Below are 20,929 nucleotides of genomic sequence, written 5' to 3'. Positions count from 1 at the left end.
TCTACTTCCGATTTGGTTTTCCAAATCGAACTAAAACATGCCATAATAATTTTAATTCCTGAAGCACTTCTTCATAAGTTCCACGATCACTCCAAGATAATGGATTGCGTTTCAAATCCACTACAGCAGAGCCAATTATATTTGCATCGATGCAATGATTCCGTGCAATGCGTCTTGCTAAAGATGGCATTTTTGAACCTCTAAAATCCATCGGAACTTCGTCTACCATAAGTACAAAACCGATGTGCCAATACAAATCTATAGCATACTTCAGGCAAATTTCTTCTAAAACTTTCCCTACATCCGTACCCTTAAATGAAGGATCTGCAACAAGCGCCTCCACGTCTTCTTTAAGAGAAATCTCTCCATGAATCTGCGCTTCAATATAATGATTAAGATTACGGGCTGGCTCTTTGCTTACTAAATCTATAAACGGCCTTTTCAGGTTAGCTAGTAAATGATTAATTAATATTGTTGGCGTCAAATTCCCTTCACCAATTGCAAAATCTCTTACGAATGTCTCTTCCAAAAGAGCAGCTAAAATCATATCAAACTCCTCATAAGTCCCCTTTTCTTTCGGATCTTGATGCGAATCTAAATACGTATATGTAGAGCGCGAAGAAACTTTTGGAGATAAAAGAAAATAACATGAACCAAAACGCGGAGCCGGCCCATCTGGATGTAACATTAAATTTAGCGCTCCGTATTTTGGCCGTTGATCATTCGTTACGCCTTCTAATTGATATGCCCCTCCAAATATTCTCTTTTCCCAAAGGTCACGTTCACCACCAGGATAAGCAGATACGCTTCCATTAGATAGCAATGTTTCAAACTGACTTTTATATACTCCTTGCTCAAACAGTGCTTCAGCAACACTTTTCATATTCGAATCTAGTCTGTCTGGATGAAAGTGTAAAGCAATCCTTGCATGAGATTTTAAATTAGCGACAGCTTCTTCAAATATTTCATCTGTAATATTAGACATTTTAAGTATATGATTAATCGTTGCTTTAGCCCCACGTTTTTCGTTCTCTGCATATTTTGAAATATACTCTAAAGCAAATAATTGAGATCTTAATAATTCCATAATCCAATCTCCCCTTTAATTGAACTGCCCTTAAACACTTCAATTAAAAGCTTATTCTTTCCTTCTTATGAAACGAACCTCATTTATTAAAAAAAGTAATTTACTAAATCTTAATTATGTATACACGCATTTTTCATAGGCAAATGTACACATTCTACAGAAATTTGATACCCTAGCCATCGCTCAGCGATATGTTCAAATGATAAAACAGATCCCGTTGTAAAAAAGCGATGCTTCGGATTCAGATTGTCAGACAAAATTCCTTTGTGCTGTAAAATGGTACTTAACTCTATCGCTGTTTCTTCTGCAGAACTAATAATCGTTACATCTTCTCCTAACTCACTTTTAATCACAAACTCTTCTCTATAATCTGATTATTACTATATCCATTGACGTATAAAAATTCATTTGTTACTCTTAAAGACGTTAATTTAATATTTAAATCCTCATTCGTATCTCGGTGAGGTAGAGGTTGCAATCATTAAGAGTATCATTTCAGGAGATGTAGTGGCATTGATGAAGGAATGAGAAAGGAATGTTTGCCGAAGTAAGTCGTGTCCACCATGCACGCTTGCTGGGTCTGCATTTAATAAGTGCAGAACTGTCACAAACGTTTCGTTTGTGGAGAGCTATCGAGAGGTATGTCGTGGGTTTCTTATAAGATAGAAAGCATGTAGCGGCAAATTACGTGCTTTTTTTGTTTTGTTTGGGACTTCTCTTCCTGACTTAGGAAGACATACATATCTCCTCGCTTGACTTGGTTATACTAACTTTGGAGGTATTTTCTATGCAACAAAAAAAATGGGGCTTTTGGGTACTAACAGCTTTCGTTGTCGGTAACATGGTTGGCGCTGGTATTTTCATGGTGCCAAGTACGTTGGCACAAACAGCAAGCCCACTCGGTGTCACTTTAGCTTGGTTAACTACAGGGTTTGGTGTTTTAATGCTAGCTCTTGTTTTCGGTAATTTAGCAATTCGTCGTCCTGATTTAACGACAGGACCACAAAGTCATGCATATGCTTTATTCTCAACACCAAAAAAGAAAAAAATGGCTGGATTCAGTATGGTATGGGGATATTGGGTTGCAAACTGGGCAAGTAACGTTGCCATCATTACATCATTTGCGGGATATTTATCACTCTTCTTCCCAATTATGAAAGATACGCGACTACTATTTTCAATCGGCTCGTTTAACGTAGAAGTCGGAAAACTAATTACATTTACGATTTGTTCCATCTTACTTTGGGGAACTCATATTATATTAACGAACGGTGTAAGCGGAGCTGGAAAACTAAACTTCTTAGCAACAACAACGAAAGTAACTGGATTCCTTTTATTCATCGTCGTTACGTTATTTGCATTCGAAGCTTCTAAGTTTGGACAATGGTACACACCGATGATTGATAAATCAGGTGCATCACACGGTCTTCTTTCACAAGTAAATTTAGCTGCTCTTACAACGCTTTGGGCGTTTATCGGAATTGAGTCAGCCGTTCTTTTATCAAACCGTGCTGTTTCTCCAAAAACGGTAAAACGTGCAACAGTTGCGGGATTACTTATTACAGTTGCAATTTACTTAGGAATCACAATTTTAACAATGGGTGTACTTCACGTTGATAAATTACAAGCTTCTGAACGTCCATTAGCAGATGCACTAAATGCTGCAATGGGTCATGGCGGCGGGAAACTGATGGCATTACTTGCTCTTACTTCCCTGTTTGGTTCTATCTTAGGCTGGATTTTATTAAGCTCAGAAGTACCTTATCAAGCAGCAAAAGAAGGTTTCTTCCCTTCCTTCTTCACGAAAACAAATAAAAAAGGAAGTCCAATTTACTCATTACGATTAACAAACATTATGTCGCAAGTATTCCTATTCTCAACATTATCAGGAACCATTGCGGAAGCTTATACATTCGTTATTACCGTATCGACACTGGCCTACCTCATTCCATATCTCGTTTCACCAATCTTCCAGTTAAAACTAGTCGCAACTGGTGAAACATATAAAAATGAAATGCGGGCAAGAATTACAGATGGCATAGTCGCAGTTATCGCACTTTGCTACGCACTATGGGTTATTAAAACCGGCGCATCCGATATAAAAACGTTCCTTCTCGGAATTGGTTTATTCGTAATTGGATTTGCTTTCTATCCATTAATGAATCGTGATCAGAAAAAAAATAACGAAAAGAAAAACGGGCAAGTTGCATAACGCAATTTGCTCGTTTTTTCTTTTGTAAAACATATATAATAGAACAAAGAGGTGAAAAACATGTCAATCGAATCGCTATGGAGCAGTCGCTTCCAACAACATATTCAAAATATCATTACATACTTTGCACGTATGATTAACGGTTTACTATATAGCTTTATCTTTATTTCATGTGTTGGTGCATATTATTATGCTCAGTTTCTAAAAGCATCTCCTTCTAAAGGAATATCTTTAATAATTATAACGATTGTACTTACGTTCATTATAACGAGATGCCCTATCCGTACATTTATTCAGAAACCTGACGCTGTCTATTTACTAGCACTAGAAGAGAAATTAACATCTTATTTCAAAAAATCTCTTCTATATAATTACATCATTCAGCTTTTCCCATTATTATTTACGTTCCTTATTCTCGTACCACTTGCACTGCAATCATTGCAATTAACGGTTCCTTTCTTATGTACAATCTTTATCGTTTTAATGGTTACGAAAGCTTGGAACATGTACATACATTGGATGTGGCGCGATAGTCATGAAAAAAATATATGGCTGATCATCCGTATTACTTGTAACGCCCTAATCATTTACATGCTGTTTTATTCCGCAAATGTTCTCATATTGGGCGGACTACTCTTACTACTTGCTTTCCTACTTCTATACACGAAAAAACAGCCTACAAAACGAATACCGTGGGATTACATAATCGAGCAAGAAGAAAAAATGAACGTTCGTTTTTATCAATTTGCTAGCATTTTTACCGATGTTCCGCAACTGAATAAACAAGTAAATAAAAGAAAATGGCTTACAAATTGGATTGAACCTTTATTACATAAAAAACAAGCAACTTTCTTCTATTTACATACACTCGCATTTTTACGTGGGAATGATTATTTCGGTATATATATTCGCTTAGGATTAATTGGTGCCTTCGCATTATATTTTATACCAAATATATACGTAAAAGGCGCTATCGCTTACATCATTCTATATATGATTTCTATGCAGCTCCGTTCACTGTGGAAATATTTTTCGGGAAATATTATTGCAACATTATATCCGATTGGTACTGCAGAAAGAATGAAGCAATTTCTTAGCTTAATCTTTATATTGCTAAGCATTCAACTCATTGTATTTTCGATTGTTATACTCATTGCTACAGGTCAATTTTTACATAGCCTTATCATTATGATTGTCGGGTTACTCTGGATCAAATTTATTATTGTATCAAAAACGAAGCAACGCGTTTCTTCGTTTTAACGAAAAGAAATATCTTAAACGCCAAGGAGAAAATAAATTATCCTTGGCGTTTTTATTTTGCTTCCTCAAACAAGAATCACTGAAACAACCGATATTTTATGATTTTTACATACAAAAACGATAATACATGTTTACGACCTAATAAAAAGGGTATCTATTAATTAACAGAGTAAAGGAGGGGCCTATATTGTGAATAAAAAAACGGAACAATTGAAGCATCACGTTACTGACAATCAATGCAAACATGCTTTAACAACAAATCAAGGGGTAAAAATAGCTGAAGATGAATTTTCTTTAAAGATGGGCTTAAGAGGCCCAACCTTAATGGAGGATTTCCACTTTCGCGAGAAAATGACCCATTTTGATCACGAACGAATTCCCGAAAGGATTGTTCATGCACGCGGGGTTGGCGCTCATGGTTATTTTCAGCTTTATGAATCTTTAGAAACATATACGAAAGCAGATTTTCTTACTAATCCTTCAAAGAAAACACCTGTATTTGTACGGTTCTCAACCGTTCAAGGTTCTAAAGGATCCAACGACACAGTAAGAGATGTACGCGGATTCGCCACAAAATTTTATACAGATGAAGGAAACTATGATTTAGTGGGTAATAATATGCCAGTATTCTTTATCCAAGATGCTATTAAATTTCCTGATTTTGTCCATGCAGTTAAACCAGAACCACATAATGATATTCCTCAAGGAGCTAGCGCTCATGATACCTTTTGGGACTTTGTTGCGCATAATCCTGAGTCCACTCATATGGTCATGTGGCAAATGAGCGACCGAGCTATTCCGCGTAGTTTACGAATGATGGAAGGTTTTGGAGTTCACACATTTCGACTCATTAACGCAGAAGGAAAAGCCCATTTCGTAAAGTTTCACTGGAAACCTACCCTCGGGGTTCATTCATTAGTATGGGATGAAGCTCAAAAGATTGCTGGGAAAAATCCTGATTTTCATCGTCAAGATTTATACGAAGCAATTGAAAAAGGGGATTATCCTGAATGGGAGCTTGGATTACAGCTAATTCCAGAAGAAGATGAACATAAATTTGATTTTGATATTTTAGATCCAACGAAATTATGGCCAGAAGAAGAAGTTCCCGTAAAATTAGTTGGTAAAATGACACTGAACAAAAATGTTGATAACTTCTTTGCTGAAACAGAGCAGGTAGCTTTTCACCCTGGTCATGTCGTACCAGGTATTGATTTTTCAAATGACCCTCTTCTGCAAGGAAGATTATTCTCCTATACAGATACACAATTATCTCGTTTAGGGGGCCCTAATTTCCATCAAATTCCTATTAATCAGCCTGTATGTCCTTTTCATAATAATCAACGTGATGGTATGCATCAAATGCAGATTCATCGCGGTCAAACAAGCTATCATCCTAATGGATTAAATAACAATCAACCTGCAACCGTCCAAGCCGAACAAGGAGGATATGAACATTATCAAGAAAAGATTGATGGGCATAAAATTAGAGGTCGCAGTAAAAGCTTTCTTAACTTCTATTCTCAGGCTAAACTTTTCTACAATAGTATGAGCCCTATTGAAAAGCAGCACATAAAAGAAGCTTTTTGCTTTGAAGTTGGGAAGTGTAAATCAGACATGGTGAAGGCAAATGTAATTGCTCTTCTAAACCACGTCGATCGTCAATTAGCACAAGAAGTCGCTAACATTATTGGAGCTCCTTTACCTAAGGAAAATCACGAAGTAAATTCAGATGCAAAATCACCTGCACTAAGTATGTCCAATACTATTTTTAAATCTGATTCCAAAAATGTTGCAATTCTATTAAATGGTGACCCAAGCGTCTCACTTCTGTCCGAATGGATTCAAGCTTTTGTACAACACCGAATTAACTATAGCATCATAGATAATAAAATTTATCAGTTCAATGATTCCATTAAAGTAACTGATACTTATACAACAACAGACTCCTCCCTTTTTGATGCAGTATTAGTGTTTAGTAGTGAGTCTGTCATTCAACCCCCTGTTTTAGAATTTGCAGAAACTACTTTTAAACATTTTAAACCGATAGCTCATGTCCTTAGTAATCCTCATGCTTTGGACCATAGTAAGATTAAACTGGATGGAGCAGGAGTTTACAACTTAACAAATACTTCAATTGAATCATTTATAGAAGGCATTGCCCAAGGAAGATTCTGGAGCCGATAATATAATATAAGGAGCGGATTAGAATGAGTAAAAAAATTGCTATTTTAATAACGGATTATTTCGAGGATACAGAATACACAGAGCCAGTAGAAGCTTTTAAACAAAAGGGATATGAATTCACAACTATTGAAATGGAAAAAGGGAAAACGGTACACGGTAAGCAAGGAAAAAGTGAAGTCGTGATTGATAAAAGTATTGATGATGTTTCTCCAGAGAACTTTGATGCCCTCTTCATACCGGGTGGATTTTCTCCAGATATACTTCGTGCCGATGAACGTTTTGTTCGCTTTAGTAAAGCATTTATGGATGCGGAAAAACCTGTTTTCGCTATTTGTCACGGACCTCAGCTACTCATCACTGCACAAACACTTGAAGGACGCGATGTAACTGGATATAAATCTATTGAAGTCGATTTAAAAAATGCCGGCGGGAACTTTCATGACAAAGAGGTTGTCGTATGTCAAAATCAGCTAGTAACAAGTAGACAGCCAGAGGACATCCCAGCGTTTATTGAAGAATCGTTGCGTATATTGGGATAGTTATTATAGGTTAGCCAAAATAGCTGTTTAGCTACTTTGGTTAACCTTTTGATTTGTATAAAAAACAAAAAGAATCTCATTTTCAATAATCTTTTGAGACCCCCTCTTTTCTTGCCCCCAAATTTCTAATCACTTTTCATAGGCAGTTCTCATATAGTGAAAATGACTATATAATTCCTATCCATAAGTTAAATAATGATTTTACACATATATAAATAAAAAAAGATGGGAGCCTTATTTATGAATAACAATCCACCTTCAACGCCCCCAAGTCCAACGGAAACGAATAATAATGAAGTGAGCTTACAAACGTTACGCATCATTGGGCTTATTGTACTGATTAGTGGCTACATATTAGTAGCGCTTTCTGAAGTAGGCACATTAAAAAATCTTTTGCTACAGCCTAGTACTACTCCAAATTTAGCTGAAGTTGATCCGTTCTAAAAATTATATAAAAAGCGAGTCCCAGTATAACTGGTTCGCTTTTATATAGTTTCATCCAATTTGAGAAACATTTCTCTCATCCTCATACTGCTCTTTCCCTATCGCCTTCATAAATAATAAAATACTGCTCATACCAACGATAAAGTACAGAGCACTCATACCCCAAGATGCAATAAATGAACCTAGCATAACACCTAATGCCCCGTTCATTTTTGCCACTTGAAAGACCATTCCGTTAATCGCCATATAAGAACCTCTTGCCTCATTTGGCACCATATCTGCCATAATAGATTGACGCACTGGCACATACATCATCTCGCCTACTGTTTGGAAAAGCCCTGCAATTAATAAAATCCATAAGCTATTGCTTGTTCCGAGTATTGTAAATCCAATCGTGTAAATAAATAAGCCTACATATAAGATTTTCAAATCGTTGAAGCTTTTCAGCATTTTAATAAGAAGTGCTGAACATAACACAACTAAAATTGTATTCTCTGCAGAAATCCAGCTCAGCATGCGAATACCTGTTAAATCAAACGTAAAACCATTCCCGAATAAAAAGTGCACCGTTTCAAATTCCTTCTGCAAACGTACCCCTAAATAATTATTAATTTGAAACTCTAACGATAATGTACATATACTCGCTGCACAAAAAATTAAAAATGCTTTATCTTTCATCACGACTTTATAACTATCTGCCATATCTTTTAATACATTTTTCTTCTCCACCGTTTTTCGTGCTACATACACTTCTTCCATATACACAGCCATCACATATAAAGTCATAATGGCAACAAGCGTTAATACGATAAACAATTGTAGTCTATAGTTTTCAAATAGTAATCCTCCAAATATCGCTCCAATCGCAATCGATAAATTAATAGCCCAGTAATTAATGCTGTACATCACTTTTCGATTTTCAGGTGTACTCACATCAATTAACATCGCTTCTGTCGCAGGATTCATAAGTCCCGATCCTAAACTATTCACTAACATAAACACAAATGTTAACCACGGTGAGTCAACGTAATCCGAATTCGCAACTCCCATACAAGCAATGGAAATGACTTGTATACTTTGACCGATAATCATAACCTTTTTACGCCCAAGCCGGTCTCCAACATATCCACCGTATAAACCAATTACTAATGAAGCTATGACATTAATAAGTAGTAATGCACCAGCAATCGCACTACCTAACTTTATGGAAAAATAAATCGCCATAAATGGAAAAATCATCGTAGACACAGTACGTGTTAAAAACGATGTTATAATTCTAATTTTTATATTTCGATGCATACTCCAAAATCCCATTGTTTCCCCTCCTTATGCTTACTTATTTTACTTTGAAAAAAAGGAAGAAAAAGGTTAGAATATTCTAAAGAATTTCCCCTTTTATGATAGAAGGAAGTGTATATATGAAAATTATGGACTATTACATTAGACTAAGACTACATGCACAAGATCAACAACATATGCGAAATAGCTTACAAGAATTAGCGGATGTTTTATATTGCAGTACGAAAAACGTAAAGATTTTATTAAAGAAAATGAGCGAGGAGCAATTAATTAGCTGGACTCCAGGGCGAGGCCGCGGAAATAAAACGGAAATTCTATTTATACATAATTTCGTAGAAGCGATTGAGTCCTATACAGATGAACTGTTAGCACAAGAAAAATTAAAAGATATCTTTCTTCTTTTAAAAGAACCCCTACCCCTTGCACTTCAAAAAAAGATAGAAAATAAACTACATCATCATTTTGGATACGAACCTTCAAATGATATGTACGACGTATTAAAGATTCCTATATCGAGAAAGATATTCCCATTAGATCCGGCTTTTGTGGCTGTAACTACAGAGAGTCATCTTACGAGTCAAATTTTTGATACGTTAGTCGTCTATAACGATGTTACTGAAAAAATGGAGCCTCACATTGCGCATACGTGGGAATTAAGTGAAGATGGACTTACGTGGACCTTTTATTTACGAAAAGATATATATTTTCACAATGAATCAATTTTAACTTCTAAAGATGTACAGTTTTCATTTGAAAGACTAAAGCAAGTTCAATCCCCTTTCGAATGGTTAACAGAAGAAATTGTTCAAATTGAAACACCATCACCACTGCAAATTCGATTCCATTTAGCAAAACCAAATTTATTTTTCTTACACTATGTAAGTTCAATGCAGCTCGCAATTTTACCGCGTGATACGAGTATTCAAAATCATCATTATATAGGTACTGGACCTTTCAAACTTGCTCATTACTCTGAAGATAATATCGTACTCGAAGCGTTCACCCATTATTTTAAAGAGCGCGCGTTATTAGACCGTATTGAATTTTGGGGTATTCCTGACCATGTGCAAATAGATGCTGATTATGAACTACCAAACGAAGAGGAAAATGAAAGGCATGATATACAAATAGAAGAAATAGGTTGTATTTATGCTAGCTTCAACTTTACAAAACCTGGTCCTCATCACGACATTTACTTTCGAAAAGCTTGGAGAGAACTATATGATGTTGAAATGATACTTCGTAACATAGAGGGGAGACGAACAATTGCTGCATCAAGCTTTTTCCCTGATAGAAGCCGCCTTGCAACAAGAAGATCCTACTCTTTAGAAAAGGCAAAAGAGTATTTGAAAAAGAGTACATATAATGGAGAAACGATACATATTTACTTCTTCGCATTTAAAGATAGTGCAAATGATGCGTATTTCTTAAAAGAACGATGTGAAAGTTTAGGTATACAAGTAGAGCTTCACCCATTTCCCGTTTCAGATTATATGAATCGCTCTATTGATAAACATGCTGATATTATTTTCATGGGAGAAGTATTTGCTGCCAATCATGAAATTGCATTCTTAAATGTATTTAAAAATAAAAGTTGCTTCGTAAATCGGTTCATGGACCCGCACTACGAAAAACAAATTAACTGTTTACTAGATACATTTTTACTAGAAGAAAATAAAGAAAAGCGTTATGAACTCATGTATGAGATTGAAGAGTTTTTACAAGCAGAACACATCATTTTATTTAACTATCACGTTCTAAAAAGAAAAACATACCCTTCTTCTTTAAAAAACGTAACAATTGATTCATTTGGTTGGGCAAATTTTGCGAAGTTATGGATACAGCCATCCATGTCTTAAAATGTGATTCATTATAAAAGGAGAAGGTACTACATCCTTAGTAGTACCTTCTTCACATACTATTATTTAATTACTCCATCTAAGTGATCTTTCAAGTTCAATAAATACTTCTCTATATTCGGATTCTTCACCACATCATAACAAGTAAAACTCTTTAACGGACTCATACCGAGAAACTTTTGCACGCGATGTAAATGACTAAGCGCTGATTCTAAACTTTCTCCTTCAAAGAACTTTGTCTTATCTCCAAATGCTTTTTCAGGTGCATTCCAAGTTGTAGAGAACATATACTCTTTCTCTTTTAATAAACCACCTGTTCCATATTCATCTGCACCTTTAAAGAACAAACCGTATTCATATACTTCATCCATATACGTTTTAAATAAGCCTGGAACACTAAACCAGTAAATTGGTGTTTGATAAATCACAACATCAGCCCATAAAAACTTATCTTGTTCTTCTTTAATATTGTAACCATCTTGAATCGTTGTTGTTTTCACATGATGATTCTCGCCTAATACAGTAACCATATAATCTACTAACGTTTTATTTAATCGTCCTTCCTTTGTACCGTATTTTTCATGTCCATTTATAATAAATATATTTTTCATCGTTTTTCTCTCCCCTATATGATCTACTCTTCAGCTATTAAGCCGAGTTGCTGCTGTAGTGTAAGATTATCTTCTAAATGCCAATCGTCTGTTATCTTTCCGTCTTTCACATGTAAAATATCAATTGCAAAAAAATTAATTTTCTTACCATTATGCGTTCCTGTAAAAGAAAGACGGGCCGTTACTTTATCACCAACAACTAATAAGTCTTCAATCTCGCAATGTATATCAGGCACAACTTTACGAAAATTTTGCGCTGCAAACTTTAATCCTTCAATGCCTTGTGGTCGCCCTTTCGGCAATGTATTATCGAAGAAATCTTTAGTAACAGTCTGCGGAATAAGTTCCTCCTTACCTGTATCCCAAAATGCATAAAAACGCTGCGCCGCATGAACCATTTCTGTCGCTTCTTTTTTACTTAGTGAGGGATCAATTGTCATTGCTTTTGGCTTTGGCAGTTCTTTTAATAACTGAACTTCAGTTTTTTGTTCCACACCACATGCTACAAGCACAATACAAATAACAAACAAACCAAGAAATCCAAGTAACTTTTTTAACCCCATGGAAATCACCACCTCCTTATATAAATCCTTTTTGTTTCGTATTGCTATTGTATATGCACTAACTTCCTTTATGGAAGTAGTGATATTTTTTTCATATAGTTACCAAAAGTATAGTTTTGTGATACTATAAAGCAAATTCATCTAAAAAAATTTTATGGAGGCTAGTTCCATGAGCAATATAGATTCAGTTGAATTAACGAAAGGTTTACCGGGCATACCTTGTCCTATCGCTAAAACGCTTGATGTAATTAGTACAAAATGGACGTTTTTAATCATTCGTGATCTTCTTATCGAAGGAACATTACGCTTTAGTGATTTACAAAAATCAATGGATGGTATTAGTCCAAAAACATTATCGCTTCGACTAAAAGAATTAGAGTCTCAAGGCATTATAACGAGAAAAGTATATCCAGAAGTTCCGCCTCGTGTAGAGTACACATTAACGGATAAAGGAAAGCAATTAGAGGGGATTTTTATTGAATTAAAACGGTTTGGATTAAGTCTATAAAATGAAACTTTAATTGGGATTTTACAGGATAAAACAAAAACCCCTTACCGTCGTAAGGGGTTTTATTACTTCGCAAAACTCTCAGCCAACTGTTTCTCTCTCCACATAAATGTAATGCCGAGACCAACTATTAAAACAACTCCTGAAAATGCATATGGATAATGAATATTCATATCAAATAATATTCCGCCCATCGCTGGCCCTGCGATATTTCCTAAACTCGTATAAGTCGAGTTCATACCAGCAACGAATCCCTGCTCTTTTCCAGCTGCTTTTGATAAAAACGTTGTTAAAGCTGGACGAAGTAAATCAAATGCTAAGAAAATGAAGCAAGTAACGAGAAGTACAATCCAATAATTAAAGACTACAGTTGAGACGAATGCTAATACTGCACCTACAATTAAACATATTTGGATTAATACTTTCTCACCGAACATGTCTACCAATTTGCCAAACATAAATACTTGTACAACTACCCCAAAGATTGAACTAATTGTAATAATTGCTGCAATATCTTTCGGCGAGAAACCAAATTTATGATCAGAGAATAAGCTAAACACCGTTTCATACGCTGATAATCCAAATGCGAGTACAAATACGATAATAAATGCAATTGCATACATTGGATGTAATGATTTCTTTAAATCCCCAATAAAACTTGATTCTTTCGTATTAGAAGAAATCTCTGCAAGTTCTTCTTTTGTTAACGGTTCTTTTAAAATAAAGATTGAAATCACACATGCTATAAAGGCAATTGCTGCTGCAACGAAAAACGGCACACGTATACCGTATTCTGCAATAAATCCGCCGATTCCAGGACCTATAATGAATCCAGTACTAATAGCCGCAGATAAGTATCCCATCGCCTTTGGACGTTCCTGAATAGATGTAATATCCGCAACATATGCCGTAACACCAGGCATAATAAAAGCAGCACTAATTCCGCCTAACACCCTTGCTACATAAAGCATCCATACATCTTTTCCTAATCCAAAAAGAAGTTCTGAAACACCAAAAATAAATAATCCAATGATGATCATTTTCTTTCTACCGTAAAGATCAACCCATCGGCCTGTAATAGGTGAAGTAATGAGCTGAGCCATTGCAAACACTGCAACGAGATATCCCATCGTCTTCCCTGTTAAATGCATGTCATTCATAAAGGACGGCATAACCGGAATGATTAATCCAATCCCTAAAAAAGCGATAAATATATTACTCAAAAGAATGACCAATACCATCTTTTGTTCTTTTATCGGTTTCTTCACTTTTAACACCTCTTCCCGTAAGCTCCTCCCCAAAAATAATGCCCAAGAAGCTTTTTCTTTATCCTGCTATTTGTGGGCTAGTAATGAGTGAAGATGCCTCCACTCATTAGAATTTCACTCTATCCTTCCACACATACATAAATATCAGGTGAATGACTATCATTCAGTTTTCCTCAAAAATGAACCTACCTTTTCAGACAGGTTCATCTCACTATTTCTTTATATGTAGTGCATGTGTTAAAAAATCTAGTACTTCTGCCTTTTGCAAATCCACTTGCTCATCATCTTTATGATCATATAAATACACTTGTTCCGCTGCTGATTCAACTAGAGCGATAAATAACTTCGCTGTTCGCTCTGCGTGAACCGAATCACGAATTTCACCGGCTTCTTTTGCCTCATTTAAAAATTCACTTAGCCACATATAAAGAGGCTCATACACAGCTTCCCATTCTTTTATATGTTCTGTAGATGCAAGACCAGCATACATTAAAGCTTGTATTTCACGATATTCAGCTATAAAGTGAAACACCGCATCTATTACTTGCGTCACTTTACTTGAGAAAGGCGCATCGTTTTGCACTTTTTCTTTCACTGCAAGTATCATCTTTTCAACCATCACTTCTGCTATTGCAGGCATAACAGATAACTTAGAAGGAAAATATAAATAGAAAGTTCCTTGCGCAATGCCAGCTAATTTCACGATATCAGAAATCTTCGTTTTTTCGACGCCCTTTTCCTGAAACACTTCAATAGCTGCATAGACAATTTTCTCTTTTTTATTCATCATCTAAACCCTTTCACACGCATATTGAATGACTGTCACTCATTTTATAAGATAATCGATTGTACTGTCAATGATAGTGAACTCTAAGAGGAAATCATTTTTTTATAATAAAATCTCCTAATAAACAATTAGGAGATAAAAATACAATATATCTTTAAGAAAGTGCCTTTAATCCTGTCACTCCACATACAATAAGAAACACACTAATGATACGAGCTTTACTTTTCGACTCACCAAACAAGAACATGTTTAACAAAACTGCACCTGCTGTTCCGATACCAATCCAAACCGCATACGCGACACTTACTTGTAAAAATAAGAAGGAAGTATACAAAAATGCGAAGGATGTAGCAAACCCACCTATATAAATCGCACCATTGGCTAATGTCTTATCTTTACTATACATTTTAAGTCCTATCACACCGACTATTTCACTAATTGCAGCACAAAATACGAAAAACCAACCCATTTTTAAGCAACTCCTTCCACAGTTTCTTCTTTATTGTCAGCTAACTTTAAACCGATAACGCCGGTTACTACCATAAGAATGAAGAATAGTTTGCCTGCGCTGAAACTTCCACCGAAAAGAAATACATCCATTAAGAAAGTACCTACCGTACCAGCTCCAGCGAAAATAGCATATACTGTTCCTGTTGCAAGATGTTCACACGCTTTAGAAAGGAAGTGAAAATCAACAGCGATAACTCCTAAAATAATAATCCAATGCCACCAAGTATTAGCCGTATTAAAACCAAACACCCAAAAAATTTCAAAGATACATGTTAATATGACATATAACCAAGCTCTATTTTTCATACCTCTCACCTCTTATGACTGACTATCAGTCATTTTTTGTTTTAAAAAAATATACTCTTTCATCAATACTATATAAAAACAACTATCATCCTCATTTACCATTGTATTTGTTCCATTTCTAAGCTAAATGCATCCTGCCACATAAAAAATGACTGAATGTCATTCATATGTATTGTACATGAACATTTTAAAAATTGTCAATGCCGAAAGTTTATTTAAAATTTCTTTCATCCGATTTGTATATTTCCTAATAATCTGTCAATAATGCTAGTAACATAATATTTTCTCCACTCCCCCTTGGAGAGATCCCTTGAATGGAGCAGTTAGCTTTTGCTAGCTGCTCTTTTTTATTTGCCAACACACTATGAGATCAAATCCATATTTATCCTATAACTAAGGAGCGGATTTTGTTTTCTATTTATTTTCCAAAGAGGCCTTGTATGCAATAATTTTATTCTCAAGCATCTTCTCTGTAACCTCTAAGTTTTCTCTTTGAATCTGAATAGATTTCCTATGATCTTCTAGGAGCTGTAAACGAGCTCCTGTTGTATGCTCCCCTTCTGTATATAATCTAGCGTATTCTCTTATCTTCGCTATTGGCATTTGCGTTTGTTTTAATTTCATTACAAACTGCAACCACTTTATATGTGACTCTTCGTAAAGTCGATTTCCATTTGTATCACGATTTGCAATTAATATATTTTCCTTTTCATAATAACGTAGTGTATGTGTGCTCACGCCTAATAATTTTGCTACCTCACTAATTGTGTACATACTAAAACTCCCTCCACATGCTTACCCTCATATATTTTATGACCGTATCAAATTTATAAAAAACATTTGACTTAGAGTATACTCTAACAAATACAATCTAACCATAAATGAATTTGAATTTAGGGGGATTTTATATGAAATATACGGTTATTACTGGTGCAAGTTCCGGAATTGGTTATGAAGCAGCTTTAGCATTTGCATCTCGCGGGAAAAATTTAGTACTTGTAGCTCGAAGACAAGAAGAATTAGATGGATTAAAATTGAAAATTAACGAAATGCATCCAGAGTTGGATGTTGTCATTCGACGAACTGATTTATCTGTTACTGAAGATGTTTATAAACTTTATGAAAGCCTACAAGCTTTTCAAATTGAAACGTGGATTAATAACGCAGGTTTTGGTAATTTCGCCTCAATTGCCGAACAAAATTTAAATAAAATCGAGACGATGTTGCATGTCAATATAGAAGCACTAACAATACTCTCTTCTCTTTTCGTTCGAGATTATTCAATGGTTGATGGAACACAGCTTATTAACGTTTCATCGGGCGGCGGATACACGATTGTTGCTGATGCTGTTACGTATTGCGCTACGAAATTCTATGTAAGTGCATTTACAGAAGGGCTGTCTCACGAACTGAAAGAACAAGGCGCAAAACTGCAAACAAAAGTTTTAGCTCCTGCTGCAACTGAAACAGAATTTGCGAAACGTTCATTTGATATTGATGAATTCCAATACGATAATGTTGTACCAAAATTCCACACTGCAAAACAAATGGCACAATTTATGCTCGATCTTTATGATAATGATAAAGTTGTAGGAATTGTCGACGGTTTAACGTATAACTATGAACTTAAAGATCCACTTTATAATTTTGCCGTGAGACAAAAGAATTCAAATTCTTAATAACCTGTCCATTTCTTATGGAAATATATATTCCCACTATATATGTAAATAATAGTGGGAACTTTTTCCCTATAAATTTTTCATCCAACATACCGCACCATCGCCACTTCATCACAATAATCCACCTTTGGACAATGTCTACAATCAATCCATACTTTCTCTGGCAACGCTTCTTTATTTATAAAATCAAATCCACACTTTTGAAAAAATACTGTTTCATATGTTAAGGAAATTACTCTTCTTACATTTATTTTCGTAGCTTCCTCCATTACATGATTTACGAGCATACGCCCTATCCCTTTCCCTGCATATGTATGCGAAACTACTAACGATCGTATTTCTGCAAGATCTTCTCCTAATACATGCAATCCAGCAACTCCAACAATTCTCTCGTCTTCTTTCATAACATATAAACATTGCAAATATTGATAAAGAGACAAAAGAGAACGTGGTAAAACAACTCCCTCTTTTGCATAAACCTCAATAAGACTATAAATTTCTTTCACATCACTCGTCACCGCATTACAGATTTTCATATTACATCCCCTTGCCCTCGATATTAATATTTATAACTTTAAATGAATTTTAATTCATAATTTTATATAATAATACAGCTCTCTTTTCTCCTCGTCAATCACTTTATACAAACAAAAAACCAAGCAATCTAATCGATGCTCGGTTCCTCATCTCGTATCGGCAATACTGTTGAATATTTAATTTCACGAAGTGCCAAACTCGTCTGTATACGTGTAATACCAAGCTTATTCAGCTTTCTAATAAACTGCTCTAGTTCTTTACGATCACGATTTGCAACCTTTAATAAATAATCGTACTCTCCTGTTAAACAGTGACATTCTAACACTTCCGGCATTGATTCTAATTCTTTCTCCAACACTTCCAACTTGTCAAATTGATGAATATTCGTACTCATAAAAATAAAGCATAATAAATCAAACCCAAGCTTTTCTTGATTTAAAATTGCAACTTGCTTATCGATGAAACCTTCCCCATCTAACCTTTTTATTCTTGCATGCATCGCAGCCGGTGATAAATTAACGCGACGTGCCAGCTCTGCATTACTTACTTGTGAATCCTTCTGCAATATATCTAAAATTTGTACATCCAAATCATCCAACACTTTAATAACAGACGACTCCATTACAATTCCTCCTTTTTTCTTACCGATGATTATTCGAAAAAACAACTTATAATTTATATAAAACTGAATATTTTTCTGTAAATATCATTTTAAACTAAATATTTTATCGAGTTTTCACCATTATACAAAAGAATATATTACATAATAAAGAAAAATGCTAAAATTATTTACAATTAGTATTGATTACAAAAAAGGGGATTTTATCATGCCTTATTTTTACGTCTTTTTACTATTACTAACGAGCTTATTATGGGGAGGAAATTTCGTCGTTGGAAAATCACTCGTCGATCATGCATCACCGATGACACTGACAAGTTTAAGGTGGCTGATTGCGATTGTTTGTTTATTACCAATGGTATGGTTTAAAGAAAAGAAAATCCTTCCACCACGTACCGCAATACTTCCGTTAATATTGATGGGAATTTCAGGAGTCGCTCTTTTTAACATCTTTCAATTTTTAGCATTAGAAAAAACATCCGCTACGAATGTAGGTCTTATCTCTACATTGAATGCAATTTCAATCGCATTATTTTCAGTATTATTTCTAAAAGAAAAAGTAAATACACTTCAAATCCTATCCATGATTCTTTCATTCTTCGGGGTCATCCTCGTCCTATTAAAAGGTGATTTCTCGCTTTTATTTTCACTATATTTTAATAGCGGTGATTTATGGATGATTGCAGCAGTTTGTATTTGGGGAATCTATTCTGTTTGTAGTAAATGGGCAACAAAAACAACTACACCACTTATGGCAACGTTGTACTCTGGTATTTTCGGCGTTATTTTATTACTACCGTTTAACATAGGTAGCTTCACTGTTTCAAATATAAATACTTCTTTCATCACATCACTTTTATATACTGGGCTTATTTCGACAGTTCTTTGTATGGTATTTTGGAATATTGGCGTACAAAAATTAGGCGCAACTACATCAGGTATTTTTCTAAACTTCAATCCAATTTTCACAGCCATTTTAGCATTCATATTCCTCGGAGAAGAATTAACGTGGATACAAATTTTAGGGACAATTGTCGTTGTAACAGGATGTTATTTATTTTCTCATTTCAAAACTGTTGCCGTTCAGCCAACTAGACCTTTAATGCGAAAACATTCTTAATGAAAAAACATCGTCATCTGGGTTGGCGATGTTTTTATTTTCTCTTCATTTCTTTTATATACTGCTTTTCCTCTTCTGGCGATAAACGTTCCGTCGCCTTGCCAGTATCTCCACCTTGAAGGCTCCATAAAAAGTTATGCTCCTCAACAGTTTGAGAAAAATCTCCTTTTTCCCATCTATTTATAATAGAAAATAACTTCATTTTATATTGAAAACCTGTACTATTTTCAATATCTCTTTTTACATTAGAAATTTCCTTTTTTGTCATCTCTACAAATCCCCATTTTTCAGAGGATTTTACCTTTTGGTGCACCATTTTATGCATAGTAGAAATAATTTCACCTTCACTAATTTGCGGAGCTTCTTCTGCAGCTTTTTTCTCTTTTTCGTTTGTCGCTCGCTCGGTTTGAATATTTTTATTTTCTTTTTCTACATATGCAAGCAATTTCATTCCGCCAACTATAGACGAGAAAATTACTATAATTGTAATGCATATACCTACGATCCATTTAAAAAGCATTAGCTCTTCATTGCTTCCCTAACAATATAACTATCTACATACTGCTTAAACTTCACGATTTTTCCGTTCTCCAGTTGCCATACATGGACAAATTCTGCTTCAAATGATTTTCCCGTTTCTTTATAAACTCCTGAATACATACCTTCAGCAATAATTACATCTTTTCCGCTTACTTCATGATATGTATTTACACTTGCTTTATAATCATCCCATTCTGATCCTAAACGGCTAAATACATTTTCCATTATAGCTTCTACGCCTTTATATGTTCCGCCGTACGGAAAACCTTCTGCCTCTGTCCATTCCACTTTTTCAGAGAGGGCTTCTGCTAAATGCTTTGCATTTGAAGAAGCTGATCCTTCATACGTGCTTTTAATAATTTCTAAATTTGATTTAGGCATATTACTTCCTCCCGTTTATTTATTTTTACACAAGATGTAACTTTTATAGTTACATCTTGTGTAAAAAAATATTTAAATTGTTTTACTCTTAATCCATTAGTTGTAATCATTATAGTTACAATATCTCTTCAAGTCAACATTTATAAATAAAATTTACTTCGTTTTCATTACTTTCTCTTTTAAGAAACGATCTACATATCCTTCTGCTTTTACTACGAATAAATACGCACCCATTGATAATAATGCAAGATCTAATTCATATCCTGGATTCTTTCCATCTCCTAATAAACCTGCTGCTCCATTTACCTTTACGATAGCCCCAGCTAAAATAAGAGCGAATAACAATCCTACATATCGTACACCTAAACCGATAATTAATAATATACCACCAACTAATTCAACTGTTGCTACGCCGTATGCAAGGCCACCTGGTAAACCGATGCTTGTAAACCATCCTGCTACATTATCGATACCTGATTGAAACTTTGCTAAACCATGTGCAAAGAACGTAACTCCTAACACGATACGAATAATTAAATTCCCAATATATTGATTCATTTTGAACTCTCCTTTTTGTTTTGTTATGGTGAACTTTTATTTACAAGTCAAAACA

23 protein-coding genes, 1 pseudogene and 1 riboswitch are annotated in these 20,929 nt (G+C 34.9%); of the genes and pseudogenes, 9 read left to right on the top strand and 15 right to left on the bottom strand.

Annotated elements, in window-relative coordinates:
- Position 1: 1 nt before the first annotated feature.
- Together NST86_RS04370 and NST86_RS04365 are read right to left on the bottom strand one after the other, a co-directional pair.
- A complete protein-coding gene (locus NST86_RS04370; RefSeq protein ID WP_016117244.1) occupies positions 2-1,087 on the bottom strand; it encodes a DUF3626 domain-containing protein in 1,086 nt (361 codons plus the stop codon).
- Between the two features lie 110 nt (positions 1,088-1,197).
- Positions 1,198-1,446, bottom strand: a pseudogene (locus tag NST86_RS04365) (glutamate racemase); the annotation flags it as partial.
- Positions 1,447-1,545: 99 nt separating this feature from the next.
- Positions 1,546-1,727: riboswitch (Lysine riboswitch) on the top strand.
- Between the two features lie 147 nt (positions 1,728-1,874).
- Here NST86_RS04365 and NST86_RS04360 point away from each other — a divergent pair.
- The 5 genes from NST86_RS04360 to NST86_RS04340 all read left to right on the top strand — a co-directional run bounded on the left by NST86_RS04360 (position 1,875) and on the right by NST86_RS04340 (position 7,729).
- Positions 1,875-3,299: an amino acid permease gene (locus tag NST86_RS04360; RefSeq protein WP_001186301.1), complete on the top strand. Its 1,425-nt coding sequence runs from the start codon at positions 1,875-1,877 to the stop codon at positions 3,297-3,299.
- Between the two features lie 60 nt (positions 3,300-3,359).
- Positions 3,360-4,559, top strand: coding sequence for an ABC transporter permease (locus NST86_RS04355; protein ID WP_340933198.1), 1,200 nt, complete (start codon positions 3,360-3,362; stop codon positions 4,557-4,559).
- Between the two features lie 189 nt (positions 4,560-4,748).
- Positions 4,749-6,746, top strand: a complete 1,998-nt coding sequence (locus NST86_RS04350) for a catalase (RefSeq protein WP_001036536.1) — start codon at positions 4,749-4,751, stop codon at positions 6,744-6,746.
- Between the two features lie 23 nt (positions 6,747-6,769).
- A complete protein-coding gene (locus NST86_RS04345) occupies positions 6,770-7,285 on the top strand; it encodes a type 1 glutamine amidotransferase domain-containing protein (RefSeq protein ID WP_000037532.1) in 516 nt (171 codons plus the stop codon).
- Positions 7,286-7,525: 240 nt separating this feature from the next.
- Entirely contained in the window at positions 7,526-7,729 is a 204-nt protein-coding gene (locus tag NST86_RS04340; RefSeq protein WP_086411003.1) for a hypothetical protein, read from the top strand.
- Between the two features lie 51 nt (positions 7,730-7,780).
- On the opposite strand, the gene NST86_RS04335 is transcribed toward NST86_RS04340, so the two are convergent.
- Positions 7,781-9,043, bottom strand: coding sequence for an MDR family MFS transporter (locus NST86_RS04335; RefSeq protein ID WP_340933195.1), 1,263 nt, complete (start codon positions 9,041-9,043; stop codon positions 7,781-7,783).
- Positions 9,044-9,126: 83 nt separating this feature from the next.
- On the opposite strand from NST86_RS04335, the gene NST86_RS04330 reads away from it, so the two are divergent.
- Positions 9,127-10,887 (top strand): SgrR family transcriptional regulator, encoded by a 1,761-nt coding sequence (locus tag NST86_RS04330; RefSeq protein WP_141559230.1) that lies wholly within the window; start codon positions 9,127-9,129, stop codon positions 10,885-10,887.
- 62 nt (positions 10,888-10,949) lie between these two features.
- On the opposite strand, the gene NST86_RS04325 is transcribed toward NST86_RS04330, so the two are convergent.
- Positions 10,950-11,498 (bottom strand): NAD(P)H-dependent oxidoreductase, encoded by a 549-nt coding sequence (locus tag NST86_RS04325; protein ID WP_240853472.1) that lies wholly within the window; start codon positions 11,496-11,498, stop codon positions 10,950-10,952.
- A gap of 23 nt (positions 11,499-11,521) precedes the next feature.
- Positions 11,522-12,061 (bottom strand): ester cyclase, encoded by a 540-nt coding sequence (locus tag NST86_RS04320; protein ID WP_340933191.1) that lies wholly within the window; start codon positions 12,059-12,061, stop codon positions 11,522-11,524.
- Between the two features lie 169 nt (positions 12,062-12,230).
- Here NST86_RS04320 and NST86_RS04315 point away from each other — a divergent pair, with 169 nt between their 5' ends.
- Positions 12,231-12,569, top strand: coding sequence for a winged helix-turn-helix transcriptional regulator (locus NST86_RS04315; RefSeq protein ID WP_000065120.1), 339 nt, complete (start codon positions 12,231-12,233; stop codon positions 12,567-12,569).
- Between the two features lie 65 nt (positions 12,570-12,634).
- Here NST86_RS04315 and NST86_RS04310 read toward each other — a convergent pair whose 3' ends face one another.
- The 5 genes from NST86_RS04310 to NST86_RS04290 all read right to left on the bottom strand — a co-directional run bounded on the left by NST86_RS04310 (position 12,635) and on the right by NST86_RS04290 (position 16,214).
- Positions 12,635-13,837, bottom strand: coding sequence for an MFS transporter (locus NST86_RS04310; protein ID WP_000742953.1), 1,203 nt, complete (start codon positions 13,835-13,837; stop codon positions 12,635-12,637).
- Positions 13,838-14,048: 211 nt separating this feature from the next.
- Entirely contained in the window at positions 14,049-14,627 is a 579-nt protein-coding gene (locus NST86_RS04305; protein ID WP_001999151.1) for a TetR family transcriptional regulator, read from the bottom strand.
- Positions 14,628-14,778: 151 nt separating this feature from the next.
- On the bottom strand, positions 14,779-15,093 hold the full coding sequence (locus NST86_RS04300) for a DMT family transporter (RefSeq protein WP_000539671.1): 315 nt from the start codon (positions 15,091-15,093) through the stop codon (positions 14,779-14,781).
- A 2-nt stretch (positions 15,094-15,095) separates the two neighbouring features.
- Positions 15,096-15,440, bottom strand: a complete 345-nt coding sequence (locus tag NST86_RS04295) for a DMT family transporter (RefSeq protein ID WP_109140915.1) — start codon at positions 15,438-15,440, stop codon at positions 15,096-15,098.
- A 414-nt stretch (positions 15,441-15,854) separates the two neighbouring features.
- On the bottom strand, positions 15,855-16,214 hold the full coding sequence (locus tag NST86_RS04290) for a MerR family transcriptional regulator (RefSeq protein WP_044796344.1): 360 nt from the start codon (positions 16,212-16,214) through the stop codon (positions 15,855-15,857).
- 134 nt (positions 16,215-16,348) lie between these two features.
- Here NST86_RS04290 and NST86_RS04285 point away from each other — a divergent pair, with 134 nt between their 5' ends.
- Positions 16,349-17,119: an SDR family NAD(P)-dependent oxidoreductase gene (locus NST86_RS04285; RefSeq protein WP_000878074.1), complete on the top strand. Its 771-nt coding sequence runs from the start codon at positions 16,349-16,351 to the stop codon at positions 17,117-17,119.
- Positions 17,120-17,199: 80 nt separating this feature from the next.
- Here NST86_RS04285 and NST86_RS04280 read toward each other — a convergent pair whose 3' ends face one another.
- Positions 17,200-17,655 carry an N-acetyltransferase gene (locus tag NST86_RS04280; RefSeq protein WP_000686663.1) on the bottom strand — a complete coding sequence of 152 codons (456 nt, stop codon included), beginning with the start codon at positions 17,653-17,655 and terminating at the stop codon, positions 17,200-17,202.
- A gap of 128 nt (positions 17,656-17,783) precedes the next feature.
- Positions 17,784-18,278, bottom strand: a complete 495-nt coding sequence (locus NST86_RS04275; RefSeq protein ID WP_000446088.1) for an Lrp/AsnC family transcriptional regulator — start codon at positions 18,276-18,278, stop codon at positions 17,784-17,786.
- A gap of 205 nt (positions 18,279-18,483) precedes the next feature.
- On the opposite strand from NST86_RS04275, the gene NST86_RS04270 reads away from it, so the two are divergent.
- On the top strand, positions 18,484-19,395 hold the full coding sequence (locus NST86_RS04270) for a DMT family transporter (RefSeq protein ID WP_001146266.1): 912 nt from the start codon (positions 18,484-18,486) through the stop codon (positions 19,393-19,395).
- Positions 19,396-19,429: 34 nt separating this feature from the next.
- Here NST86_RS04270 and NST86_RS04265 read toward each other — a convergent pair whose 3' ends face one another.
- The 3 genes from NST86_RS04265 to NST86_RS04255 all read right to left on the bottom strand — a co-directional run bounded on the left by NST86_RS04265 (position 19,430) and on the right by NST86_RS04255 (position 20,874).
- Complete coding sequence (locus NST86_RS04265; RefSeq protein WP_061664780.1) at positions 19,430-19,915, bottom strand: PRK06770 family protein; 486 nt, start codon at positions 19,913-19,915, stop codon at positions 19,430-19,432.
- Positions 19,915-20,316, bottom strand: coding sequence for a nuclear transport factor 2 family protein (locus NST86_RS04260; RefSeq protein ID WP_001126690.1), 402 nt, complete (start codon positions 20,314-20,316; stop codon positions 19,915-19,917). Before NST86_RS04260 ends, NST86_RS04265 begins: the two co-directional genes overlap by 1 nt.
- A gap of 153 nt (positions 20,317-20,469) precedes the next feature.
- Positions 20,470-20,874, bottom strand: coding sequence for a DoxX family protein (locus NST86_RS04255; RefSeq protein ID WP_001077751.1), 405 nt, complete (start codon positions 20,872-20,874; stop codon positions 20,470-20,472).
- Positions 20,875-20,929: the final 55 nt, after the last annotated feature.

It is taken from the genome of Bacillus sp. FSL L8-0199 (assembly GCF_038005705.1).
GTDB lineage: Bacteria > Bacillota > Bacilli > Bacillales > Bacillaceae_G > Bacillus_A > Bacillus_A cereus.
This window is presented reverse-complemented; position numbering and strand designations above follow the sequence as displayed.